Raw genomic sequence first — 24,055 nt, 5'->3', positions numbered from 1 at the left:
ATTGGGACATCATACTTAGCGGTTTGTTACTTTTTTAGTAACAAACCGCTTTTTTTTTGACGATTTTGTCCATAAAAATAGATTTCATATGGTGACCAAATTCAATTTTAAGTTATAGTTAACGTCTGATTTTTCAATAAAAAGAGAAAACGCCATGGATAAAAGCGCATTTAAATGGCCTATTACCATTTATTATGAAGATACTGATGCAGGTGGCGTTGTTTATCATTCAAATTATCTGAAGTTTTTTGAACGTGCTCGAACAGAACTATTACGTCATCACGGTGTCTCTCAACACGTGCTGTTAGAAAAATCAGTTGGATTTGTAGTTAAAAACGTAAATATTGATTTTATGCAAGGTGCTCGTTTAGATGAGCAACTTATTGTAGAAACATTAATAACAGAAATCAAAAAGGTGTCATTAACCTTTTGTCAGTTATTGGTTAATTCTGAAGGTAAGGTATTGTGCAAAGCTACAGTTAAGGTAGCCTGTATTGATAACGCTAAGATGAAGCCAACAGCGATACCACTATTTATATTATCGGAGATATCTTGTGACAGGTGAACTATCAATTCTCGATCTATTTTTGCAAGCTAGTTTATTAGTTAAGGTCGTGATGCTTATCCTATTAAGCTTGTCTGTAATGTCATGGGCGATGATTTTTAAACGCTCAAAAGTCTTATCAGTAGCACGCACTGATTCTGAACGTTTTGAAAATAAATTTTGGTCAGGTATGGATCTGTCTCAATTATTTAATGAAGTAAAGGTTCGTAAAGACCGAATTAGTGGTACAGAGAAAATCTTTTACTCTGGTTTTAATGAATTTGCACGTCTGTCTCGAGTTAGTAACTCATCAGACGCTGTGATGGACGGAACATCTCGAGCGATGCGTGTAACCGTTTCTCGCGAAGTCGATCACCTAGAAACAAATCTACCATTTTTAGCAACCGTCGGTTCAATCACACCTTACATTGGTCTGTTTGGTACCGTTTGGGGCATCATGCACTCATTTATTGCTTTAGGTTCAGTAAAGCAAGCCACTCTTTCTATGGTTGCTCCTGGTATTGCTGAAGCACTAGTTGCAACAGCGATGGGCTTATTTGCTGCAATCCCAGCGGTTATTGCTTATAACCGTCTAAGCGTAAAAGTGGGTAAGTTAGAGCATAACTACGCTGCATTTATGGATGAGTTCTCAAGTATCTTACATCGTCAAGCAATGGCAAGTCAGGAGAAATAATGTCTGGCTACCAACCTAAAAAAAGAAAATTAACCGCAGAGATCAATGTTGTTCCTTATATTGATGTGATGTTGGTGTTATTGATTATCTTCATGGTAACCGCTCCGTTTGTCACTCAAGGAGTTGATGTTGAATTGCCAGAAATGACAAATACCAAATCAGCACAAGCGATGGCAGGGGAAGATCCAAATGCAACGTTTATTATTGTAGAGATCGATAAAGACGGTAATTTAGGATTAAGCGTTGATAATAAAGATGTTCGACGACCAATGTCGATGCAGGAAATGATCACTAACGTTAAAGCTGAATTAAGTATTAAACCTAACTCACCCGTTGCGGTTGGTGGTGATGCAAGTACGCCATATTCAGAGATAGTGCTCGTTCTTGACGAATTAAGTCGAGCAGGAGTGAGTAAAGTCGGGTTACTTACTGATCTTAAGGAATAGAAGTGAATCATAGACGATGAAGTCGGATAATAATTACACCTTTGCTATTGGTATTTCTGTTGGATTGCATTTACTGCTTGTCGTAGTACTTATTTTCAGCAGCGGCTTCGCTATGGATGAAAAACCAAAAACTAATACAATTCAAGCGGTAGTGATAGATCAAAACACCATTGCAAAACAAGCGTCTCAAATTCGTCAAGACAGAGAAAGAGCAGAACGCGTTGAAAATGAGCGTTTAAAAAGATTGAAACAGCAGGCGGATCAATTAGAAAAGAACCGTAAAGCTGAAGAAGAGCGTATTCGTGATCTTAAAGCTCAGCAAGTTAAAGAGAAAAAAGCGGCTCGCCAAGCAGAAGAGGCTCGTAAAAAGGCCGTAGCTGATGCAAAAAGAGAAAAAGAACGAGCGGTTGCAGCCGAAGCTGAGAGAAAGCGTAACGTTGAGACGGCAGCTAAAGTTGAAGCAGCAAGAGTTGCAAAGGTTAAAGCAGATCAAGAGAAAGCAGCGAAAGCCTCTGCAGAGAAAAAACGTGTAGAGAAAGAGAAAGCTGCAAAGGCCGAATCAGAGCGTTTGGCAAAAGAAAAATTAGCGAAAGAAAAAGCGGCGAAAGCTGAAGCTGAAAGAAAGGCCAAGGCTGAAGCTGATCGTGTGGCGAAAGCTAAAGTTGCCGCTGAAAAAGCACGTAAAGAAAAGGCTAGAGCAGCTAAAGCTGAAGCCGACCGTAAGCAAAAAGAAGCCGCATTGAATGACATTTTTGCTGGTTTAGAAGATGAAACAGTTCAAAATAGCTCGGCAAAACAGCAGCATATCGATGATGAAGTTCAACGATTTGGTGCCGTGTATAAGCAAATGATCCAACAAAATTTATTAATTGATGAAAGTTTTGTTGGTAAAAGTTGTCGAGTGAAAATGAAGTTAACCTCATCAGGATTACTGCTTTCTGTAACAACATTAAGTGGTGATGCACAAGTTTGTCGAGCGGCAAAAACAGCTGTAACAAAAGTAAATGTATTCCCGATGCCAAAAGATGCTGATATTGCAGCTAAACTTACAAATATAAACCTTACCGTTCAACCAGAATAAGGAAGAGCAAGTGCTTAAACGATGGATGTTAACTCTTTTTATCGCCTGTTTAGGATTTACTCAGGTAGCAAGAGCAGAATTAGAACTTGTCATTACTGAAGGTGTTGATTCAGCAAGACCAATAGGTATTGTGCCTTTCAAATGGCATGGTGAAGGCAAGTTACCGCAAGATATTTCAGCTATCATTTCATCTGATTTACAGCGCAGTGGTAAATTTAGCCCTTTAGCTACCAATAAAATGCCACAAACACCGTATAAAGATTCGGATATTAATTACGAAGCTTGGACTAAAATGGGTGTTGATGCGATTGTTACTGGTGAAGTAAAGCTAAATGCTCAAGGCAAGTATGAAGTAACTTATAAGTTAATTGATGTTGTTCGAGGCCAATTAACCAAAGGGAACTCTAAAGCGTTAAATAGCGAAGGTAAGTTAGTATCAACTCAAGACCATGTTTTAGTAAACAAAGTTGCTACTTTATCTAAAAAACAGTTACGTAAATATGCACACCGTATTTCTGATGTTGTTTATGAAAAGTTGACGGGTGAAAGAGGCGCTTTTTTAACTCGTATCGCTTATGTTGTCGTGAACGATAAAGTGCAGTATCCATATCAGTTACGAATTGCTGATTATGATGGTTATAACGAACGTTTGGTACTGAAATCAAAACAACCAATCATGTCACCAGCATGGTCTCCTGATGGTAAAAAATTAGCTTATGTAAGTTTTGAAAATAGAAAATCACAAGTTTTTATTATGAATATCTATACGGGTAAGAGAGAATTAATCGCTTCTTATCCTCGTCATAATGGAGCACCTCGTTTTTCACATGATGGTAAAGAACTAGCGATAGTATTATCCAAAACGGGTAGCTTGAATGTTTATATCGTCAATTTGCAGACGAAGAAAATGCGTCAAATTACTCGTGGAAGATCGAATAATACGGAACCTTTTTGGGCTCCTGATAACAAGTCTTTAATATTTACTTCAGATCGGGGTGGTAAACCTCAGATTTATAGAGTAAATTTACAAGACGGTTCAACAAAACGTTTAACCTGGCAAGGCAGTCAAAATCTTGGTGGGCAGATTACTCCAGACGGTAAATTTATCGTTATGGTTAATCGCTCAGAGACTGGATTCAATCTAGCGAAACAAGATTTAGAAACTGGTGCCGTCCAGGTCTTAACCAAGACACTACTGGATGAGTCACCGAGTATTGCGCCAAATGGCGGCATGGTGATTTACAGTTCCATGTATAGAAAACAGAATGTACTTTCAATGGTTTCTATAGATGGCCGTTTTAAAGCTCGCTTACCAGCGACAAACGGACGTGTAAGGGCACCAGCGTGGTCGCCATTTTTATAGCTACTAAATATTTAGGAAAATAAGGAAAATATAATGCAACTAAATAAACTTCTTAAGAGTCTTTTAATCGCACTGCCTGTGGTTGCTCTTTCTGCTTGTAGTTCTAGCGACAGCGCAACTGACAGTACTGCTGGCCAAGAATCAACAAACGGCGTAGAAACTCAAACAACTGGCGCTGAAGGTCAAACAGATACTACTGTTGTAACTTCTGTTGAAGTTGATGAAGTAATGACTGAAGCTGAAGTTCGTGCTCAAGCTGAGCAAGAGCTTCGTAAAGTTCAAACAGTTTACTTCGCATTTGATAACTCAACTATCTCTTCTGAGTACCAAGACATGCTTGCTGCACACGCTGCTTTCTTAAGCGCGGATCCAGCAATCAAAGTAACAGTTGAAGGTCACGCGGATGAGCGTGGTACTCCTGAGTACAACATCGCACTAGGCGAGCGTCGTGCTAAAGCAGTTTCTAAATACCTACAAGCTCTAGGTGTTTCTGCTGACCAAATCTCTATCGTAAGCTACGGTGAAGAGAAGCCACTAGTACTAGGTCAAACTGCTGAAGATTATGCTAAAAACCGTCGCGCTGTATTAGTATACTAATCGACAGTTTATAAGGCAGACTTATATGAAATACAGTAACCTTAAGCGAATTATTCCGCTTACGTTGCTGGCGAGTGCGGCGACCCTTGTGGTCGCCGCTCCTGCTCCAGTCACTGATTTAAATGCAACAGCCACCTCTTCTGCTCCAGCATCTTCTACAAGCATTGAGCGCCTAGAACGCTTAATTAAAAGCCGTAATCAAATTCAACTGCAGTTACAACAACAACTTGATGGCTTATCGGAAGAATTGTCAGAAATGCGCGGTATGGTTGAACGTAATAGCTACGAGCTTGATCAAATGCTAGAGCGTCAGCGCCAGCTGTACATTGAAATCGATACACTGAGAACAGCAAAGCCAGTTCCAGTCGTTACACCAACAGAAGGCGCGGGTGACACTGGTGCTTCAGGTTCTTATGCGGCTGATACTAACGAAAATGAAGCTTACCAAAATGCGGTAGATCTTATTTTAAAGAAAAAAGACTACGCTGGAGCAACAAAGGCATTCCAAGAGTTTGTCGTTGCTTATCCTGATTCGGTATATAGCTCAAATGCCCATTACTGGTTAGGTCAACTTTACTTCGCACAAAAGAATGATATCGAAGCGGCAAAAAGTTTTGCTAAAGTCGTTAGTTATTCTGATTCAAATAAACGTGCAGATGCATTATTAAAGTTAGGCGAGCTTGCTAAACGTAACAATAACAAAGCAGCAGCAGAAAAATACTATCAGAAAGTATTAACAGAATACCCAGATAGTACGACAGCTAAAACAGCAGATAAGCAGCTAAAATCGTTATAGTCTAATAGAAAAAAGGAGCTAATTAGCTCCTTTTTTATTGCCTCAAACTTGCCGCCTATATCATAAGGGGTATAATGCCGAGATTATTTGAAGAATTAATGAGCTGAGCAATGGGCCATATTTTAGATCACGTCGATACTGTATATCCTTTTCCACCAAAACCTATCAAGCTATCTGCCGATGAAAAAACGCAGTACATCGCAAAAATCAAGCAGCTCCTGAAAGATAAAAATGCGGTATTGATTGCTCATTACTATACGGATCCAGAAATCCAAGCATTAGCTGAAGAGACGGGCGGTTTTGTTGGTGATTCACTTGAAATGGCTAAATTTGGTAATCGTCATGACGCGAAGACATTAGTTATTGCCGGTGTTCGTTTTATGGGTGAATCAGCAAAGATTTTAACGCCTGAAAAAACCATCTTAATGCCAACATTAGATGCGGAATGTTCACTTGATCTTGGTTGCCCTGCTGACAAGTTTACTGAGTTCTGTGATGCTCACCCTGATCACACCGTTGTTGTTTATGCCAATACATCAGCAGCAGTAAAAGCACGTGCTGATTGGGTAGTAACCTCAAGTATTGCTCTTGAAATTGTTGAACATCTTGATGATGAAGATAAGAAAATCATCTGGGGACCAGATCGTCATTTAGGTTCATACATTGCAAATAAAACTGGCGCGGACATGCTGCTATGGCAAGGTGAATGTATTGTCCATGATGAGTTTTCAGCAAAAGCATTAAAAGATGCAAAAGCACTTCATCCTGATGCAGCCGTATTGGTTCACCCTGAGTCTCCAGCAAGCGTGGTTGAATTAGCAGACGCTGTTGGTTCTACAAGCCAGTTAATAAAATCGGCAAAAGAGCTGCCACAACAAAAAATGATTGTAGCAACCGATAAAGGTATCTTCTTTAAAATGCAGCAAATGGTTCCAGAAAAAGAACTGTTAGAGGCTCCAACAGCCGGTGCTGGTGCAACGTGCCGTAGCTGTGCTCACTGTCCGTGGATGGCGATGAACGGTCTTGTAGCGATTGAGAAGGCGCTTAATGAAGGTGGTGCAGACCATGAAATCTTTGTTGATGAAGAGATCCGTGTAAAATCACTTATCCCATTGAATCGCATGTTAGATTTTGCAGAGCAATTAAACGCAAATAAGTAATTGAATAAACGATTTGATAAAAAAATGGCGACCACATAGGTCGCCATTTTTATTTATGAAGCATTCTTATTTTATAAAGGTCTTAATTATTTTTCTTTCTCACTTAGAGCAAAGTAAATTTTTGATACGGTGACTTCTGCAATTAGGATAGTAAATACCACTGCAAAGAAAGCGACGACACCGTTTAATGGCCCATCAAATGATACTTTGTCACCAAATAAAATATTAATGGCTTCTAGCATAATAAATTTACTACCAACCAAAATCGTATAGCTACTTAACCCACGATATATTTTTGGTGCTGTTCCTGGTTTAGATTTAAAATAATCTGCAATTCGGTGTTCTGCATTGATCGATAACTTTAATAATAACTGCAATAAAATCGCAGCAGCGAATGATATGGTAAATGATTCAATATTTACAAAATCCCAATATTCATCAAAAAAATTCAATACTGTTAAATCAACAAGAACTGCTAGTGTATAGCCGACAAATAAACGTTGAGGAGTGTTAAAACCATATTCTTTAGTTGTTGAACTCATATTATATTCCTAATTATTTGTTAATTCATGTCATTCGTTTTCTGGTTATTATAGTGCCTAATTATTTATCATATTAAAAGTGCACTAAAATCTATTGGCGCGAAATGGTAAAAATATATATTAAATTACAGACTCAAGTCTAAATATAGTGATAATTGATTCATTAAACAAAATAAATGCTCTATATTATTTATGTGGTTGTAATTAATGGGATTATGTATGAAATATGGATTGTTTCTTTTTGTGATTTTTAGTACATCAGTTTTTGCAAAAGAGCAGGAGGAGTGGGACTTCCTGCTTGTTTTCCCAATGATGTGGGCACCTAGTATCGAAGGCAGTGTATCTTCTGGTGAGGATATTGTTCGTGTTGATGTTCCATTTGAAAATATATGGGACGGACTAGCTTTTGGTTTAATGGGGGATTTTTATGCTAGAAAAGGGAAGTGGTTAGTTGGTGCTCGTGCAAATTACCTATATATGAAAGACTCGGTGCAAACAGAAGGTTTAGATGGTCCTATAACGGGTACCGTTATCTCTCCTGGGCACGATATAACAACAAGAATGCATTTGTCGGTTAATGATTTATTTTTTGGGTATGAAATCTATCCTAATCTAGAAATACTCACTGGTGTTCGCCATACATACAGTCAAGTTGAACTGGATATTAATGCATTATCAAATGATGGTTTTATTAATGTAAATGGGTCGGCTTTGTTGGCGAAAGAGCATCTATTTGATTGGCTTGTTGGTATTAAATACAACAAATATTTTGATGATCGCTGGGGTATATCAGTAAGTGCTGATTTTAATGTTATAGGCGATAACGACGTTAATCATGGCTTTAATATTATGGGAATTTATCAGTTTACAGAAGCTCACAACCTATGGTTTGGTTACCGTTATCTGAATATTGCCAATGAGATGAAAGCAGAAGGTGTGAATATAGAAATCGACCTAGTAGAAAAAGGGCCCCAACTGGGATACGCCTATCGATTCTAGTTCGCTTTCATCTCAAGTCATCGATAGTAATTAAGATTACAACGGTTGATTAATAGAGACATCAACAATAGCTCTATTTTCTAGAATATTTCGCCCAATAAGAACTGGGTATGTCATGTGACTTCTGTCTTTTAATGTAAATTCAGCAAAGATAGGTTCGCCTTGGATTACTACATTTAGATTAACAACCGGACGAGTCTTGATAGTATTACTGCTAGCCTGACGGATTTTTGCTACTCGTACTACCTTCTTTTTCATTTTGATTATCTCTCCATTAGGCAGGGGAAAGTCAAATGTAACCATTTCTTTCTCACTCTCAAAATGGGTTTTGATATTGATTGCATGAACAGAAGAGATCGTTGCTCCTGAGTCAATACGGCTTGGCAGTTGAGTTGATACATCTTCAATTTGCGTTTGCTCTATTTGTCCAAAGACTTGTAATCCTGATGTTTGAGCGGATAGAGCTGAAGATAAAAAAGCGGATGATATTGCAATAATAGCGATGTATTTTTTCATTTTATAACCTCTTAAAGTATCGGTTAACTTTAAGGTGGTGAGCACATTTTTACTTATCATTTTACGCCAACTATTATCTCTCTTATTTAAGGATATTTATTTCGATATGGCGCGAAATGGTAATTTTAATATTGTTTTTCCATTATGGTAATTATTTTTAATGGAGAACGACGATGGTTATTTTATGTAAAATAAAAGATATTAATGAATTAGATTTTGAGATTGATTTAGCAGGCTTACTCCAAGAGTACTTGTTGGTTCAGAGGAAGGAAGTTAGTTATGAATGAGAGCCGTGATCCGCTTCAGCTAGTGACAAAAGAAAGCGTTAGATTTTTTTCATCCATAATTCAAGAATTAGACAGTAAGAGTTATTTATTGCTTAGAGAATCCATGATCCCAATCGATATTATGGAGGATGAGCGACAATATACTTATCTACCAGAGTCATGCCTTAAGAATTTAATGGAAGTGCTAAGTCGTAATGTAGGAAATGATCGGCTTGGCGTTTTATTTTGGCGATTGTGTAAGGATAGTTATATTCCATCATTTCTTAAACGTTTGAGTTATGAGGGGGATTTGAAATCGACTTTAGATGAGTTTTCAGATTTATTATCAAAAGAATCTACAGGCGCAAAAGTTTATGTGCAAGAAAGCGTCGGTTCTTGGTGGCTAGTTCGTGAGAAATCAGGGGTTGATGAACCTTGGTTTAAGTATGCTGAAATGTTTTCAGTTCTATTCATGTCTGAATTATTAAGATCTTTAACTAAAAGTGAATGGAGTCCAACACGGATCGGGATTCGCAGTAAGGATGATCATGATTTTTTGAATCTTCCTACGCTTAATAAAACACAGTTTTTTACAGAAAGACCAGTAACGGCATTAGAAATTCCAGCCTCTATTTTATTCTCTAAGGTAACCGTTTTAGAGAAAGACAAGAACAGTGTAAAACAAGCTATTGCTCTGCAGAATATGAGTTTTACTGAGCAATTTAAAATAGCAATTTTCCCATATCTACCAGTAGGGAAATTACCAATTAAACTGGCTTCTGAAATTTTACGTATGAATGTGAGAACACTTCAACGTAAATTAAAAAATGATGGCACAGTATACAAAATCTTAATTGAAGAAATGTGCTTCGAACAAATAGTCGCTGAGCTTGTTGAAACAAATAAGCCAATTACTCACATAGCGACTAAATATGGTTACTCTGATGCCGGGCATTTTTCTCGTGCATTTAAACGGATCTATGGGGTATCTCCGTCTCAATATCGTAAAGTTAATCTTTTAAAGTCAGGATCTACCTAAATAGACCCTCCAGATATTTAAGTTACGAGACGCCTTTTTTTTGGTTGCCGTGTACCTAAAGATTAAATCAATAATACAAACTTTCACTTGTCGTCAAATGGCAATTCTCTGCGTTAAATTTAACCTATTATCTCTCTGTCCCCACAAAATTAAAGAGAGAAAAATATGACTACAGTAATTACTAACGCTAACGTATTTAACGGTGTAGATAATCAGTTACAAGAAAATGTATCTTTATTAATTGAAAATAACGTGATCACTCAAATCGGTGATGTTGACTTATCTTTAGCTAATGAAATTATTGATGCTAAAGGCGGCACAGTCATGCCAGGTCTGATGGATGCTCACGTACATATAACAATGTCAGCGCCTTTTCATGAATTAGATAAAATGACGAGAGAAGAAGTCGCAATTCGCTCTGCTAAAGTGGCTGAAGGCATGTTAATGCGTGGTTTCACTACCGTTCGTGATGTTGCAGGTAATACACTTGGTCTCAAAAACTGTATCGATAATGGTTATGCGACCGGTCCAAGAATTTTGCCCTCTCAAGCGGCTATTTCGCAAACCTGTGGCCATTCTGATTATCGTCAAAACCAAGCACAAGAACGTACTGGTAGTCATGAAGATTCTCCAATAATGAAAACTGGCGCATTTAAAGTAGCAGATGGACGCTCAGAAGTGCTTAGAGCGGTACGTGAGCAGTTATTTATGGGTGCATCGCAAATTAAAATGATGGCCGGTGGTGGTGCTTCATCGTCGTTTGATCCACTCGATACGATTCAATACACATTAGATGAAATGAAAGCAGCAGTTGAAGCTGCATCAGATTACGGTACATACGTGGCTGCGCATATTCATACTGCGGATGCCATGAGAAGAGCTGCTGAAGCGGGTGTTATGTCTTTTGAACATGCAACGATTATGGATGATGACATTGCTAAAACGATCAAAGATAAAGGGATTTTTGTGATTCCATCGTATTTTACCTCATCACTTATTGCTGAACGAAAAATCCCACTTGGTAATGAAACCTTGTACCAAAAAACAGAAAGAGTGGGTAAAGCGATGTTTAAATCGGCGGATCTAATTAAAAAATATGATATCCAAAATATTTGTTTTGGTACCGATTGCGTAGGCACACTTGATGTTCATAAAACACAATCAGAAGAGCTACAAGCGATTGAAACGGTATTTGATTCATTAACCGCTCTTAAAATGGTGACTTCGAACTGTGGTCGTTTGTTTGAGATGTCTACATACAAGCACCCATACCAAGAAGGAAAACTAGGCCAAATCACTGAAGGTGCTTACGCAGACTTACTTATTATTGAAGGAAATCCTTTAAATGGTGTTGAATGTGTAACAAACCCTAAAACACAAAAATTAATCATGAAAGACGGTGTTGTGTATAAGAACGCTTTATAACCTCATAAAATGATTAAATATGGAAAGCGACTAGGTTCGTAAACCAAGAATCGTTTTCTTATATAACTTAGGGGTTAACCCGCTGATCCGTTTAAATGCTCGAGAAAAGTGCGAGATATTATTGTAACCAAGTTGGTTTGATATATGGGTCAGCGAGTAACCCTCTTCCATTAATTCACATGAGACAGATAGCATCAGGCTCTCTTTTATCTGTCTAAATGAGGTTCGCTCTTCCTTTAAGCGTCGTTGGAATGTCCTTGAGGTCATATTAAGAAGCTTTGCTGCTTGATCAACCGTTAACGAATGCTCTCTCACATAAGGAAGTAAAGCCGTAAAAACACTGTCACTAAAACTAGAATGCCATTCAATGAGTGGTTGTTTCTTTTCTGTATCAGAACTTGATATGTGAATTTCTTTATTAAGAATGTCATCGTCAATTAATACTGCTGTTGTATTTTGACCTATAAATAACTGTGTTTTATTGTTTAACGAAGACAATAAAGCATCGGCATCATTATGCTGAATTCGTACTTGTTCAGGGAACCAATCGGTCTTAGTTAAGGCCTGAATGAGCTCGATGATGTATAAGACCGCAAAAACCTCTCCCCACAAAAAGTAAACACTGTCCTCATAAGGTGCAGAGCGACAAAACCAATATTTACCATACTCTTGTTCAAATGAAATTGAACTGCCAGGAGAATCACGATTGAATATTTCAGTGGCTTTTCCAAGCGCGTCTTTAATGGTGATGGCACTATCAAACTGTGTTAATACTTGAGGAATAATTCGTTGTCGAAAGGCCAGTCTTAATAGGTCACTAAAATTATTAACTCCAACTTGAGATGACAGTAAATAGATTAAGCGTTTAACGGGCTCAGTAGGTAAAAATTCTTTGTCTGTATGAAAAAGATCTGGAGGTAAGCCCGAGTCTCGCAATACCTCTTGAATATGAATGCCGTGCTTTGAAAAAACATCAATTAAAATTTTTGTATAACCAGTACGAATCATTGGTAATGGTGCTGTTTTTTTATTCAACATTGTTTATATCTACCTACTTTTAAATATTAGGAGCCTTTTATAATTATTGGCGCAAAATGGTAAGTTTTCATTTGGTATTTGTTGATATATTTGTCTTTTATGTGAATTTGCGACAGACAACACAAAGTGGTGAGGTGCTTGTATATTGGAATCTATTAAGTCGCTATAAATAAACAACTAAATAATAAGTATTTTTTATGTAAATCCCTCGATTTTTTCCAAATAACAGCTATACATATAGTTGAGGAATGGATTCCATTAGCAGTAGGTAAAAATATGACTGAAGAAATAAAAACGCCAAAAGAAGAGAGTGAAAACACATCCGCAGATAATGCCGCTCAGAAAACAAATAAAGTTCGTAAAATAACTAACTACTTATTATTTACAGTTGCCGCTTTATTATTGTTTAGCATCGTATCTGATCGCATTATCCCTTTAACAGACAATGCGAGAGTAAAAGGTTACGTCGTTCCTATTAAACCTCAAGTCTCTGGTCAAGTATTAGATATTTTAGTCCAACCTAACCAATTAATTAAACAAGGTGACGTCCTTGCTAAATTAAACCCTGTTGATTATGAAATTGCATTACAGCAAGCCGAGCAAAGTTTAGAACTTGCAGGTCAAAATGTTGGGGCTCAAACGGCGGTTATTGCTTCATCACAAGCTAGGTTGACCAGTGCAAATGTTGAACTAGAAAATACCCGACTGCAATCTCATCGTATTCTTGAAATGGCTGAACGTGGTGTTGTATCGAAAGCCGATGCGGATAAAGCACGAGCATCATTAGCGACAGCGAAAGCAAATGTCGTCAATGCTCAAGCAGATCTAGAAAAGTCAAAGAAACAACTAGGCGCTGATGGCGAAGACAATAGCCAAATTAAAGCGGCATTACTGGCATTAGAGCAAGCTCAAATTAATTTATCTCGAACAGAAATCAAAGCACCTACTGATGGAGGCGTATCAAACTTCAGTTTGTCTGAAGGTTTTTATGCTTCTGCTGGGCAACCTATAATGACGTTCGTATCAACCGAAAGTATTTGGATTGAAGCTTATTTTCGTGAGAACAGTTTAGGTAATGTGGAAGTTGGCGATAAGGTTGAAATGGCACTCGATTTTGCACCAGGTAAAGTGATCCAAGGAACGGTAACAAGTGTTGATTGGGGTGTTGATTGGGGACAAAACAATCAGGCGGGTAAGCTAGCCCAAGCAAATAATCAAACTGGCTGGCTACGACAAACACAGATGCTGCCAATTGCGATTGAGTTTGATCACTCACAAACTACAGGCCAATTACGTATCGGTGGGCAAGCGGATGTGATTGTATATAGTGGTGATAACGTTATTTTTAACTCGATAGGTAAGTTGTGGATCCGCTTTGTGAGTTTGATGTCTTATGTCAGATAACTTAATCGATGATCCTCAAATTCAAACTAAGATACTTAGATATACGGTAGGCGTTGGTCTTGCCGTATTCTTAGCCGCATTGATTAATTGGCCATTAGCGTTCGTCGCGCCTGTTTTTGTTGCGAAGTTTTTGATTGATAAACCGGAATTAAACAAAGAAACACTATATGAACTAACCGTTGCAATGGTAGTGACTATGGTGCTTGGTTTATTGCTATCAAATGGTATTACTCAATATCCAATACCGCTACTTATTTTAGTTGGATTGATGATGCTATGGGGGTATTACTTATTTACCGATCCTAAATGGAATCTGTTTGCTACGATATTGATTATCGCAATATTAATGCTTCCTTTTATGGCGATATCAAACCCAGGTATGTCGGTATTCCTTGCCACTGGGCTAGCAAGTTCAGGTGTTGTTGCGGTGATTATTTTTGCACTGGTTCATATTTACTTCCCTGAAGATGAATCGTCATTTGCAGGGTATCAACCTTCGCCTTTATCTAAGCAACAAAGATGGTATGCCGCTTTTAGAGCGATGATCGTCTCATTTCCTGTTGTGTGCTTTTTCTTTATTTTTCAAATATCAGAAGCATTGCTGACAATGATGTTTATTGCGTTATTGTCTTTGATGATAACCGGAGAGAAATCAATCAAATTAAGTGCGTTTTTAATTATTACTAACAGTATTGGTGGCGCTCTAGCTATTGGTGTTTTCTCTGTATTAAGTCTTGCTCCTAATGTCCTATTCTATACGCTATTTATCTCATTCATTGCTCTAATCATAGCAACTCAAATTTACACAAAACCTGCAAAAGCACCTATTTATGCGACAGCATTTAGTACCGTTCTTGTACTCTTAGGAAGTACATTAATGAGTTCGGGAGATATTGATAGCAATATGATAATACGTATATTTCAATTATTTATGATTGGCGTTTATATGATTGCTGTTTCTTTTTTCTTAGAAACTCGGCAATGGGCGTTTTTAAAAATGCAGCCATAATTATTACTACGAACAAGGATTGTTTATGAAATTAGAAAGTGATTTTTCGAATAAGGCGATAGATGCATTTATTAAGATAGCAGCACTCGCTATTCTCGTATTTTGGTGTTTTTCTATCCTCAAGCCATTTATGTTACTTGTTGTATGGGGAGGGATAATCGCAACGGCGTTGTACCCAATTGTTACCTGGGGACATGATAAATTTGGCATTGGGAAAGGGAAGGTCAGTGCTGGTTTGGCTTTTATAGGGGTAGTGTTGTTAGTTATTCCCTTAATCGCGCTTTCAACGGGTCTATATACAAGCGGCTCTGAATTAGTGGTGGGTTATCAAAATGGCACCATCTCTATACCTAAACCGAGTTTATCCGTTAAAGATTGGCCGTTAGTGGGTGATAAAGCATATGCTTTTGGTATTCAAGCTTCTTCAAATTTAGAAAGTGTCCTATTAAAATATGGCGATGAAGTTAAAGCCATCGTGAGTAAATTAGCTTCTCTTGTCGGCTCTCTTGGTGGTGGATTCATTCAGTTTATTATTTCTACCATCATTGCGGGTGCTTTTATGGCGAATGCAGATAAGTGTGAGCGCGCTTTTGTATTAGTGGCCAATCGTTTAACGGGAGAGCATGGCGAAGCGTTAACAACCTTATCTAAAACAACAGTAAGAAGTGTTGTTCAAGGGGTTATTGGTGTCGCTGTTATTCAATCGGTGATGGCTGGGGTAGGGATGGCATTTGCTGGTGTCCCTGCTATTGGTTTATGGATGTTGCTTGTTATGCTTATTGCGATTATCCAACTTCCTCCTATTCTTGCGTTATTACCTGTCATTCTTTATGTCTTTAGTGTTGATACCACGACAACCGCTGTTCTTTTTCTAATATGGTGTATTGTTGTGAGTGGTAGTGATGCGGTATTAAAACCTATGTTGCTTAGTCGTGGCTCTGACACCCCTATGTTGGTTATTTTACTGGGTGCATTAGGGGGCATGGCAATGTCTGGTATTGTTGGTTTATTTGTTGGTGCAGTGATTTTAAGTTTAACTTATCAATTGTTTGTTGTTTGGTTAGATCATGAATCATCAGGTAAATAGCAATGAAAAAAGTGTCAGGTGATGATAATTTTTACTTTCTGCTTTTTGCGCTACTAGGTTTGCTCTTTATGAGCGCTGTCATGCAGCAGCTCTTTAGTGGCGGCCAGAAAATGGTATTAGCATTAATTATTCTTTGTTTAGCCATCTCTATTGTCGGCGTGAATCGAAAGCAGGCATTGTATAGAACTTGGTATGGCTTTTTGTTGAGCATTGCTTCGATATCTGGAGGGATCTCTTTTCTAGAAGGGTACGATCTTTCTTTAATTACATTAGGAGCATTGTTGTTCTTTTTGTTATCTCATACTTACACCGCTTTAAAGCAAGTTATGTTGCCTGATAACGTGAGTCGAAACCAAATTGTTGGCTCTGTGTGTGTGTATTTATTGTTGGGTGTTTCTTGGGCCATTATTTATCTTATTCAAATAGAGCTTTTTCCGCATTCATTTAATGGAATAGAAGCGAAACCTTGGATTGATAACTTGTTTGACGTGATATATTTTAGTTTTATCACGTTAACCACGGTTGGTTATGGGGATATTTCTCCGATATTACCAATACCACGATTTTTTGTTTTTATTGAATCGATATTAGGTGGTTTTTATTTAGCGATAATGGTAGCGAGTTTGGTGAGTAGTCATCTAAACCAATCACGTTAAATTGAAAAAAAAGCCCCGTATTTAATAATATAAATACGGGGCTTAATTATTAATTAAACACTTTCTTCTTTCAGTGCTTCTAATTGAGTTATGGTAGTCTGTGATATAAGCTCATCATCAATATAATAATTCACATTTTCACCATCACGGATCCCCGTTAATATACCAGTATCTCCATTGTTATATACGATATCCATTTGGATAGTGTTTTCGTCAATGGCTTTCATTTCACCTGTTTTAATCATTCGATTATTCGTGATCGGTGCGATAGGCGCATCTCTTAACGATGAGTCTAGTTCATCATTCACTTTAAATTTAGTATCTACCTTTGAGTCAAAGATATGCGAATTACCATTAAGAGGGTTCTTACCTGTCCAGAACTCTAATGAGTTAAATAATGTATAATCAACGGCGGTCGTAATACCGTAGACAGGCGCAAGAAGTAGGTTAACTCCAGCTCTAGCGTAGCGGTTATCTACCACCTCTACATTAAACTTCATTACTTTCCCTGTAACGGCATTACTACCAATACAGCCTGTTAGTGTTGATGCAAGAATAATTATGCCAGCAGTTTTTACAAAGATATTTTTCATTCTAAATTCCAATAATTAATGTGCTATATAAGGTGTTTATTTCAGTTTTTCTATTTCATAACGTAGTTATAAGTCGATGCTACTATCCAAGTGAAAAACTTAAATATTGATAAACTTATTTTGATTGTGAAGTTAGTGACTGAAATTATTAATTCTTTAGAGACTTTTAAAATTTGAAATATATCAGTGTGTTTAAAATCGCTTAATGTCATTGTATTTCCCAACAGTTAGTGGCATCCGTTTCCTGATTAATGTTATTTGATGAAATGAATGATACGTTGAAATAAAAATGATATTTACCATTTTACGCCACAATGAAGATTACCTAGAAAAGGTACTTGAAGGGGGTATAGATCTATATTGCAGATGAAAAAATGGCGACCAATTTGGTCGCCATTTTTATTTAATCGATGTTAAAGCAAGATTACGCTTCTTTTTCGGCATCAGCTTCAGCAAGTTCATAGCCACGCATTGTTAAGCCACAAAGCATCATAGGAACTGCTTTGTAAATTTCTACAAACTCATCTAAACCTTCAATACCTTGTTCTTTAAGCGTAGACAGGGCAGTTTCAGGATCAAAAAGCATGCTGATAGAAAGTAATACGCCGCCTAATAGAGCATTGTTTTCGCTCTCTTCTGGCATTAGCGTTTCCCAATCGTCACGCGTTAACTGCCAGCCTTGCAATAAACCTTCAGAAAACTGACGAGTTTGTGCAGTTACAATTTCTTCATCATCAAGCTGACAGGCTTCAGGCCATTGCCACTGACCAGAAAGAAAGGCTTCGCGGTATTCATTCCATAAGTTAACCACAGCATTAGCATAAGCTTCTAGCTCTTCAGCAGTAGTGAACGGTGAGGTTTCTTCACCACCCCACAAAAACGCTAGCCATTCATTAGGGCTAATCAGGTTTGGTGCCGCAGCCATTGCTGCAACAAAACCTTGAGTTTGCGCTTCAGTTAGCAGTTTATTTTCTAGTTCAGGATTTGAAAGAATCGCCGTAAGTGATAAAGACATAATATTCTCATTTCATTCAAGTTTTCTTTATTGTATCAAGAACTTTTCTCCTTGTCTGAAATGAAATATGTTTCAATTTTGTTGGTAATTTACTTACGAAAAAAGGCGGTAGCGGAAAAATCTGAATTTCAGAGCGAAAGTAGTTGTAAGTTTACTACATTAACTCAACTTCGAGATCTAATTCTAATAACATTGTGGTTTAATAGCGATAATTACTAGTTAGGTATTCCTGCCTAGTTCTATCGACTGCTAAATTATCAATCTAGCAGTTCATTAATCTAATTTATTGTGGTTGGAGAGAGAAAGTTAATGTCTAAGAAAGGGCCATTTTGTATCCGAAATGCAGCGGCGGATACATTTGCAATGGTGGTTTTTTGTTTTATTACGGGCATGTTTATTGAAATTTTAGTTTCAGGAATGACATTTGAGCAATCACTCGCTTCTCGAATGCTTTCTATTCCTGTTAATATCGCCATCGCATGGCCTTATGGTGTATTCCGTGACTTTATGCTTCGTCAAGGTTTACGTTTATCATCATCGTCATACATGAAGAATATGGCTGACTTAACTGCTTATGTACTGTTTCAATCGCCAGTATATGCTGGGATATTATTTGCCGTTGGTGCAAGTACTGATCAGATCATTACAGCAGTATCAAGTAATGCCGCAGTTTCATGCGTTATGGGGGTTTTCTACGGTTACTTTTTGGATGCGTGTCGTAAAGCATTCAAAGTTCCTGGACACACACCACAACCACATTAATGAAGATATTATTTCAATATTTAGAGCCAGCAGTTAACTGCTGGCTTTTTTGTATCTGAATACTCAAATGTTTTGAGCAAAAGTGCTATTCTTTGCCTAGCGTATTTATAAAGATTAACGGACTAATGAAAAAACATTTTTTAGCAATGCTGGCGCTTAGCGTCATTGGTTTTATTGGCATATCGACGGTTTCAGCGAATCCACTGACTCAAGCTCAGGCAATAGAAGCTAAAACTAACCACTCCTCTTTGAAAACTCAGCAGCATATTGATAAAGAAGCTCAGCAAATTTTAGATCTTCAAAATCAGATAGAGCAGGCAAACGAGACGTTATCCAACTTAAGTATTTATCGCGATCATTTAACTCAACTGGTGCATTCTCAAGAAAGTGAAAAACAACAGTTGAATACTCAAATTACACAAATAGAAGCGACGCGTCAGGGGATTATCCCTTTGATGTACCAAATGCTAAATGAATTAGAGCGTATTTTGCATTCCGATTTACCTATTCGCTTTAATGCAAGATCAGATCGTCTTAATCAACTCAATGAATTAATGATCCGAGCGGATATTAGCGATGCTGAAAAATTTCGTAGGTTATTAGAAGCATTTCAAATAGAGATGGATTACGGCTATAAAATGGGAACTTATCAACAAGAGATTACCCTTAATGATGGCAGTAAAAGAGTCGTTGAACAGTTGAATATTGGGCGAGTTATATTGATTGCTCGAAGCATTGATAACAAACAAGCTTGGCTTTGGTCACAAGAGTCACATACGTGGCAGGTGATGACGACGGATGAACTCAATGACGTTAATCTGGCGTTTGATATAGCCAACAAACACAAAACACCTCAACTATTACGCTTACCACTTTCGATTTCATCTAACACTAAGTCTTTAAATAAGGAGAATAACTGATGCGTATTTCTTTAGTTATGGCCTTATTTTTTATTATTTCAAGCTCACTATTATCGGTTCAGGCTAATGATCTTTCGCAATTAGATAACAAAGCAAAAACCAGCCAGAAAGAGCAACAGCAACAAGATAGAACCCGAACTCAAAAGATAAAACAGACTCGTTTAGAGTTAGAGCGCCAGCTTACGACATTAAAGCGTTCAATCAAAAAGGTAGAAAAAGAAACCGATAAATTAAGTTCTACTTTTAGCCATAATGAAAAAACGCTGGTTGAGCTAGAAAAACAGCTACAGATAGAAACAGGCAGTCTCGGAGAAGTCTTTGGTGTTGTTCGTCAAGGGGCGGCAACGACCAAAAATACGATAATGGCTTCCTTTATTCAACCAAGTGAAGGGGTAAATGTAACGCCAATTGAAAGCGTTATTAATACTGATGCATTACCGTCTATCACCGTATTATCTCAGTACGTGAATAGCATGCTTGCTTACATTGAGCAGAGTAAACACATCGAATTGATTAATGTCCAACGACTGCAAGGGGATGGCATTGTCGTTGAAGAGCCGATGCTTCGTATTGGTGATATGGGGTTACTTTCTGAACAAGGCTATATGAAATGGGATCGTATACAACCTCAAGCTGAATCGTATTCTCGTTATCCAGAAGACGCCCCGACACTATCTAATGTTAACGCCTCTTCATTATTAGTCGACGTCACTAGAGGAGGGTTGTTAACTCAATACGCTGAGCAACCAACGCTAACCCAGCGTATTGAGCAAGCGGGTATCGTTGGTCAAATTATCTTAGGCTTATTAGCGATTGGTTTAGTGATTTCGCTCTATCGTGGGGCCGTTTTATTACGAATTCAAATGCAAATTACTAAGCAAATACGTAAGCCGAATGAACCAGATAACAATCCATTAGGACGTATTTTATCGGTTTATGACAAAGAAAAACGTCAAACGTTAGAGTCTTTAGAATTGCGCTTACTTGAAACGATTATGGATGAGCAACAGGGGTTAGAAAAAGGTCTATCCATGCTAAAGCTTTTAGCGGCATTAGCACCTATGTTGGGCTTATTAGGCACAGTAACTGGCATGATTGAGACTTTTCAAGTAATCACTCAATTTGGTAATGGCGATCCAAAAGTGATGGCTGGTGGGATCTCTATGGCACTAACCACAACAGTATTAGGCCTAGTGGCGGCAATGCCATTATTGTTGGCTCATAATTTACTTTCTAGTCGCGCAGACAGTATTAATGCCGTTTTAGAAAAACAAGGGGTAAGTCTAGTCGCTGCAAAAGCTGAGAGCGACAATGCTTGAGTTATTTAGCCACTACTTTCCTGCCATTAGTGACTTTATGTCACAGGGTGGGGTGGTACTGTGGTGGTTGATGGCTATCGTGCTTATGGGATGGTTCTTAGTGATTGAGCGAATATTATTTCTACTATTTACGTTTCCAAAACATAAAAAGCAATGGCTAGAACAGTGGGAAAACCGCAAGGATAGAACTTCTTGGTATGCGATTGCTAACAAAGAAGGCATATTGCAATTAGCGAATGCTCAACTTTATCGCCACCTAAGTTTACTCAAAGTACTGGTCAGCTTGTGCCCCATGATTGGATTGCTAGGAACGGTGACTGGGATGATCTCCGTATTTGATATTATGGCGCAACAAGGCAGTAGCGATCCTAAGCTTATGGCATCAGGCATATCAATGGCGACACTACCCACAATGGCGGGAATGGTCGCGGCACTGGTGGGATTATTTGCACACGCAAGATTATTAAAAGTCATCACTCGATACGAATATCGGTTAGAACAAGCATTAAGGAGTGACGAATGCGCATAATTCGTCGAACAAAAGCCAAAGAAGAAGCGAGTATCGATCTTACACCAATGTTAGATATCGTCTTTATTATGTTGATCTTTTTCATAGTAACTAGCTCTTTTGTGCGAGAATCAGGAGTGGAAGTTAATCGTCCTCAAGCCGCTCATTCTATCGCTCAAAAAGAGGTGGGGATTTTTGTAGCGATTACCGCGAACAATCAAATTTTCATTGATAAACGCCGTGTGGATATTGAGCGAGTAGAAGCGATGTTATCTTCTCTTCATCTTGATAATCCACAAGCTAGTTTGGTGATCCAAGCGGATAAACACGCTTATAATGGCACCGTAGTTTCGGTGATGGATGCAGCAAAAGGTGTCGGTATAGAAAGCATCGCTTTGGCTACGGAGTCAAAATAATGCTTCGTAGTTTGCTTGCTCTTATTCTTGCTATCGTAATGACACTTGCTTTGTTTAGTTTCATGGCTTGGATGACCATTCAGACTAAAAATAGCACAGCAACGAGCGCGACCTTACAGTTCGATGTGATAATGACTGAGCCAGACTCACAAAGCCAACGTCGTATTCGTCAATTACCTGAACCACCCAAAACACCCAGCGCACCTCAATCTCAATCAAAACTATCATCACAAGTATCAAATGTGGATATAGAAAAAGAGACAACAATGCCTTCTGTTGAATTAGGAGAGATAGGGCTAAATGTCGCAGTGTCACTGCCATCGTTTGAAGGGCTAGGCCAAAACCAGCAAGCGATGCCGTTATATCGAGTTGAGCCTAAATACCCATCGAGAGCCTTAAAACGAAAAATGGAAGGGTATGTTATTTTGCGTTTCACTATTGATGAATTAGGAAAGCCTACGGATATTGAAAGCATTGAAGCGGAGCCAAGTCGAGTGTTTGTTCGCCCTGCTATTCAGGCTTTAAAGCAATGGAAATATCAACCTAAGCTGGTAAAAGGAAAAGCAATCATTCAGCCAGGTCAGACGGTTAGGTTGGAGTATCGATTAAATCCATGAAAAAACATATCGTATCATTATTTCGTTTTGTGAGTTATGGGCTAGCCGTAAGCTTTTTGCTTACCGTAGGGCAAATACAAGCGGCGGATCTGAGCCGTTATCATGCCAAGAAAATTCAGTATGCCAGTCAGCTTCAGCAAGAAGGTAAATTGGCGGAAGCGATTGATGTATTAGCCCCATTAACACCAACTGCAAAGTTTGACCAAGCGTATATAGCAAGAGTCTTAGGGGTTTTCTATTGGCAAAATGAGCAAGAAAAAAAAGCGATTGCAGAGTTAGCTAAATCTGTATCTTTGGCGGCACTTGATAAACAATCGCAGTGGCAAACAGAAAAGATGTTGGCGGATATTTATTATTCTGACCATCAATTCTCACCAGCGATAACGCATTATCAACACTTACTAATAACTGAGTACCCAACAAAATCAGATAAGCAACGCGCTGAATTAACATCGAATAAAAACGAAGTATATTTACGATTGGCCAATGGCTACTATCAAAAACAAGCGTGGAAAAATTGCTTAACGCATATACGACACTTTGTGCCTAAAAATAGAGTTGAGAAAATACAAAAATACAAAATTCAATTAGTCAGTGAGTTGCAATTAGCGTACTGGTCCTCTGCTGAAAAAACGGCTCAAAGATTAATTGAGTTAGAACCTAATCAAAAGATGTGGTGGCATCAACTCGTCGCCGCGCAATTACAGCAGAAAAAATCAGATAAGGCACTGGTGAATTATTCTTTGGCAAAACAGCAAGGCATTCAATTTGAAGCCCAAGATTATAAAACCTTATCTCAACTCTATAGCCAAAATAAATTACCAGATCGAGCTGCTCAAATAATGGGGGAGATGTTTATTCACTATCCAAGTACAAAGAGTGAATCAGCCATCGTTAGGCAAGCCACTTACTGGCAAATGGCAAAAGAGTGGGATAAAGCAGAGAAAGTGTGGCAACAAGCAGCAAAAATAAACAAAAAGCATTATTGGCCATTAGCTAAGCTACAGTCACAGCAAAAAGCGTATAAACGAGCTCTAATAAGTACTGAGAGTGCTAGGTCAGTCATAGTAGAGTCAGAGTATCGATTAATGAAAGTTCGCCTTTATTATAAATTAGCGCGCTTTAATGATGCTTTAGCACAAGCAAAAAAGCTGGATGAAATAGATCCATCAGAAGAAGCTAAAGATTGGATCCGATATTTAAAGCATAAGGCATAGCACTTTATGCTTATAAGATGGGCAAA

At 38.1% G+C, this 24,055-nt stretch carries 27 protein-coding genes; 22 read left to right on the top strand and 5 right to left on the bottom strand.

The window, feature by feature from the left end; genetic code table 11:
- Positions 1-154 precede the first annotated feature (154 nt).
- From ybgC to nadA, 8 genes are all read left to right on the top strand, one after another.
- The gene (gene ybgC / locus ED622_RS15070; RefSeq protein ID WP_122035427.1) at positions 155-565 is read left to right on the top strand and encodes a tol-pal system-associated acyl-CoA thioesterase; all 411 of its coding nucleotides are present in this window, start codon (positions 155-157) and stop codon (positions 563-565) included.
- The gene (tolQ, locus tag ED622_RS15065; protein ID WP_122035425.1) at positions 555-1,238 is read left to right on the top strand and encodes a protein TolQ; all 684 of its coding nucleotides are present in this window, start codon (positions 555-557) and stop codon (positions 1,236-1,238) included. The genes ybgC and tolQ overlap by 11 nt, the downstream gene beginning before the upstream one ends.
- Positions 1,238-1,684 (top strand): protein TolR, encoded by a 447-nt coding sequence (tolR, locus tag ED622_RS15060; protein WP_122035423.1) that lies wholly within the window; start codon positions 1,238-1,240, stop codon positions 1,682-1,684. Before tolQ ends, tolR begins: the two co-directional genes overlap by 1 nt.
- A 16-nt stretch (positions 1,685-1,700) precedes the next feature.
- Positions 1,701-2,765, top strand: coding sequence for a cell envelope integrity protein TolA (gene tolA, locus ED622_RS15055; RefSeq protein ID WP_122035420.1), 1,065 nt, complete (start codon positions 1,701-1,703; stop codon positions 2,763-2,765).
- 10 nt (positions 2,766-2,775) lie between these two features.
- Positions 2,776-4,128, top strand: coding sequence for a Tol-Pal system beta propeller repeat protein TolB (gene tolB / locus ED622_RS15050; protein WP_122035418.1), 1,353 nt, complete (start codon positions 2,776-2,778; stop codon positions 4,126-4,128).
- Between the two features lie 33 nt (positions 4,129-4,161).
- Positions 4,162-4,725: a peptidoglycan-associated lipoprotein Pal gene (gene pal / locus ED622_RS15045; RefSeq protein ID WP_122035416.1), complete on the top strand. Its 564-nt coding sequence runs from the start codon at positions 4,162-4,164 to the stop codon at positions 4,723-4,725.
- 25 nt (positions 4,726-4,750) lie between these two features.
- Positions 4,751-5,521 (top strand): tol-pal system protein YbgF, encoded by a 771-nt coding sequence (gene ybgF / locus ED622_RS15040; protein ID WP_122035414.1) that lies wholly within the window; start codon positions 4,751-4,753, stop codon positions 5,519-5,521.
- A gap of 110 nt (positions 5,522-5,631) precedes the next feature.
- Positions 5,632-6,681 (top strand): quinolinate synthase NadA, encoded by a 1,050-nt coding sequence (gene nadA / locus ED622_RS15035; RefSeq protein ID WP_122035412.1) that lies wholly within the window; start codon positions 5,632-5,634, stop codon positions 6,679-6,681.
- 86 nt (positions 6,682-6,767) lie between these two features.
- On the opposite strand, the gene ED622_RS15030 is transcribed toward nadA, so the two are convergent.
- Positions 6,768-7,223, bottom strand: coding sequence for a hypothetical protein (locus ED622_RS15030; protein ID WP_122035410.1), 456 nt, complete (start codon positions 7,221-7,223; stop codon positions 6,768-6,770).
- Between the two features lie 219 nt (positions 7,224-7,442).
- Here ED622_RS15030 and ED622_RS15025 point away from each other — a divergent pair, with 219 nt between their 5' ends.
- Positions 7,443-8,222 (top strand): hypothetical protein, encoded by a 780-nt coding sequence (locus tag ED622_RS15025; RefSeq protein WP_122035408.1) that lies wholly within the window; start codon positions 7,443-7,445, stop codon positions 8,220-8,222.
- Between the two features lie 36 nt (positions 8,223-8,258).
- On the opposite strand, the gene ED622_RS15020 is transcribed toward ED622_RS15025, so the two are convergent.
- The gene (locus ED622_RS15020; RefSeq protein ID WP_122036140.1) at positions 8,259-8,738 is read right to left on the bottom strand and encodes a RimK/LysX family protein; all 480 of its coding nucleotides are present in this window, start codon (positions 8,736-8,738) and stop codon (positions 8,259-8,261) included.
- Positions 8,739-9,017: 279 nt separating this feature from the next.
- Here ED622_RS15020 and ED622_RS15015 point away from each other — a divergent pair, with 279 nt between their 5' ends.
- On the top strand, positions 9,018-10,043 hold the full coding sequence (locus ED622_RS15015; RefSeq protein ID WP_122035406.1) for a helix-turn-helix transcriptional regulator: 1,026 nt from the start codon (positions 9,018-9,020) through the stop codon (positions 10,041-10,043).
- A 165-nt stretch (positions 10,044-10,208) separates the two neighbouring features.
- The gene (locus ED622_RS15010) at positions 10,209-11,468 is read left to right on the top strand and encodes an amidohydrolase family protein (RefSeq protein WP_122035404.1); all 1,260 of its coding nucleotides are present in this window, start codon (positions 10,209-10,211) and stop codon (positions 11,466-11,468) included.
- 30 nt (positions 11,469-11,498) lie between these two features.
- On the opposite strand, the gene ED622_RS15005 is transcribed toward ED622_RS15010, so the two are convergent.
- Complete coding sequence (locus ED622_RS15005) at positions 11,499-12,506, bottom strand: AraC family transcriptional regulator (RefSeq protein WP_122035402.1); 1,008 nt, start codon at positions 12,504-12,506, stop codon at positions 11,499-11,501.
- 276 nt (positions 12,507-12,782) lie between these two features.
- Here ED622_RS15005 and ED622_RS15000 point away from each other — a divergent pair, with 276 nt between their 5' ends.
- The 4 genes from ED622_RS15000 to ED622_RS14985 are packed head-to-tail and all read left to right on the top strand — an operon-like array spanning position 12,783 to position 16,662.
- Entirely contained in the window at positions 12,783-13,910 is a 1,128-nt protein-coding gene (locus ED622_RS15000; protein WP_122035400.1) for an HlyD family secretion protein, read from the top strand.
- On the top strand, positions 13,900-14,919 hold the full coding sequence (locus ED622_RS14995; RefSeq protein ID WP_122035398.1) for a DUF2955 domain-containing protein: 1,020 nt from the start codon (positions 13,900-13,902) through the stop codon (positions 14,917-14,919). The genes ED622_RS15000 and ED622_RS14995 overlap by 11 nt, the downstream gene beginning before the upstream one ends.
- A gap of 25 nt (positions 14,920-14,944) precedes the next feature.
- Positions 14,945-16,006: an AI-2E family transporter gene (locus ED622_RS14990; protein ID WP_122035397.1), complete on the top strand. Its 1,062-nt coding sequence runs from the start codon at positions 14,945-14,947 to the stop codon at positions 16,004-16,006.
- A 2-nt stretch (positions 16,007-16,008) separates the two neighbouring features.
- Positions 16,009-16,662: a potassium channel family protein gene (locus ED622_RS14985; protein ID WP_122035395.1), complete on the top strand. Its 654-nt coding sequence runs from the start codon at positions 16,009-16,011 to the stop codon at positions 16,660-16,662.
- 53 nt (positions 16,663-16,715) lie between these two features.
- Here the strand turns inward: ED622_RS14985 and ED622_RS14980 are convergent, their stop codons facing one another.
- Both ED622_RS14980 and ED622_RS14975 read right to left on the bottom strand, forming a co-directional pair.
- Positions 16,716-17,255 carry a DUF3332 family protein gene (locus tag ED622_RS14980; RefSeq protein ID WP_122035393.1) on the bottom strand — a complete coding sequence of 180 codons (540 nt, stop codon included), beginning with the start codon at positions 17,253-17,255 and terminating at the stop codon, positions 16,716-16,718.
- Positions 17,256-17,679: 424 nt separating this feature from the next.
- On the bottom strand, positions 17,680-18,270 hold the full coding sequence (locus ED622_RS14975) for a UPF0149 family protein (protein WP_122035391.1): 591 nt from the start codon (positions 18,268-18,270) through the stop codon (positions 17,680-17,682).
- Positions 18,271-18,579: 309 nt separating this feature from the next.
- Here ED622_RS14975 and ED622_RS14970 point away from each other — a divergent pair, with 309 nt between their 5' ends.
- The 7 genes from ED622_RS14970 (at position 18,580) to ED622_RS14940 (ending at position 24,029) form a co-directional block, all read left to right on the top strand.
- Complete coding sequence (locus tag ED622_RS14970; RefSeq protein ID WP_122035389.1) at positions 18,580-19,032, top strand: L-alanine exporter AlaE; 453 nt, start codon at positions 18,580-18,582, stop codon at positions 19,030-19,032.
- 125 nt (positions 19,033-19,157) lie between these two features.
- The gene (locus ED622_RS14965; RefSeq protein ID WP_122035387.1) at positions 19,158-19,952 is read left to right on the top strand and encodes a DUF3450 domain-containing protein; all 795 of its coding nucleotides are present in this window, start codon (positions 19,158-19,160) and stop codon (positions 19,950-19,952) included.
- Positions 19,952-21,271, top strand: coding sequence for a MotA/TolQ/ExbB proton channel family protein (locus tag ED622_RS14960; protein ID WP_122035385.1), 1,320 nt, complete (start codon positions 19,952-19,954; stop codon positions 21,269-21,271). The genes ED622_RS14965 and ED622_RS14960 overlap by 1 nt, the downstream gene beginning before the upstream one ends.
- A complete protein-coding gene (locus tag ED622_RS14955; protein WP_122035382.1) occupies positions 21,264-21,800 on the top strand; it encodes a MotA/TolQ/ExbB proton channel family protein in 537 nt (178 codons plus the stop codon). The genes ED622_RS14960 and ED622_RS14955 overlap by 8 nt, the downstream gene beginning before the upstream one ends.
- Positions 21,791-22,195: a biopolymer transporter ExbD gene (locus tag ED622_RS14950; protein ID WP_122035380.1), complete on the top strand. Its 405-nt coding sequence runs from the start codon at positions 21,791-21,793 to the stop codon at positions 22,193-22,195. Before ED622_RS14955 ends, ED622_RS14950 begins: the two co-directional genes overlap by 10 nt.
- Entirely contained in the window at positions 22,195-22,812 is a 618-nt protein-coding gene (locus ED622_RS14945) for an energy transducer TonB (protein ID WP_122035378.1), read from the top strand. Before ED622_RS14950 ends, ED622_RS14945 begins: the two co-directional genes overlap by 1 nt.
- Positions 22,809-24,029, top strand: coding sequence for a lipopolysaccharide assembly protein LapB (locus tag ED622_RS14940; RefSeq protein WP_122035376.1), 1,221 nt, complete (start codon positions 22,809-22,811; stop codon positions 24,027-24,029). The genes ED622_RS14945 and ED622_RS14940 overlap by 4 nt, the downstream gene beginning before the upstream one ends.
- Positions 24,030-24,055 lie beyond the last annotated feature (26 nt).

Origin of the sequence: Aliivibrio sp. EL58, assembly GCF_900312675.1 — a bacterium.
In the GTDB taxonomy this organism is placed as follows: domain Bacteria; phylum Pseudomonadota; class Gammaproteobacteria; order Enterobacterales; family Vibrionaceae; genus Aliivibrio.
This window is presented reverse-complemented; position numbering and strand designations above follow the sequence as displayed.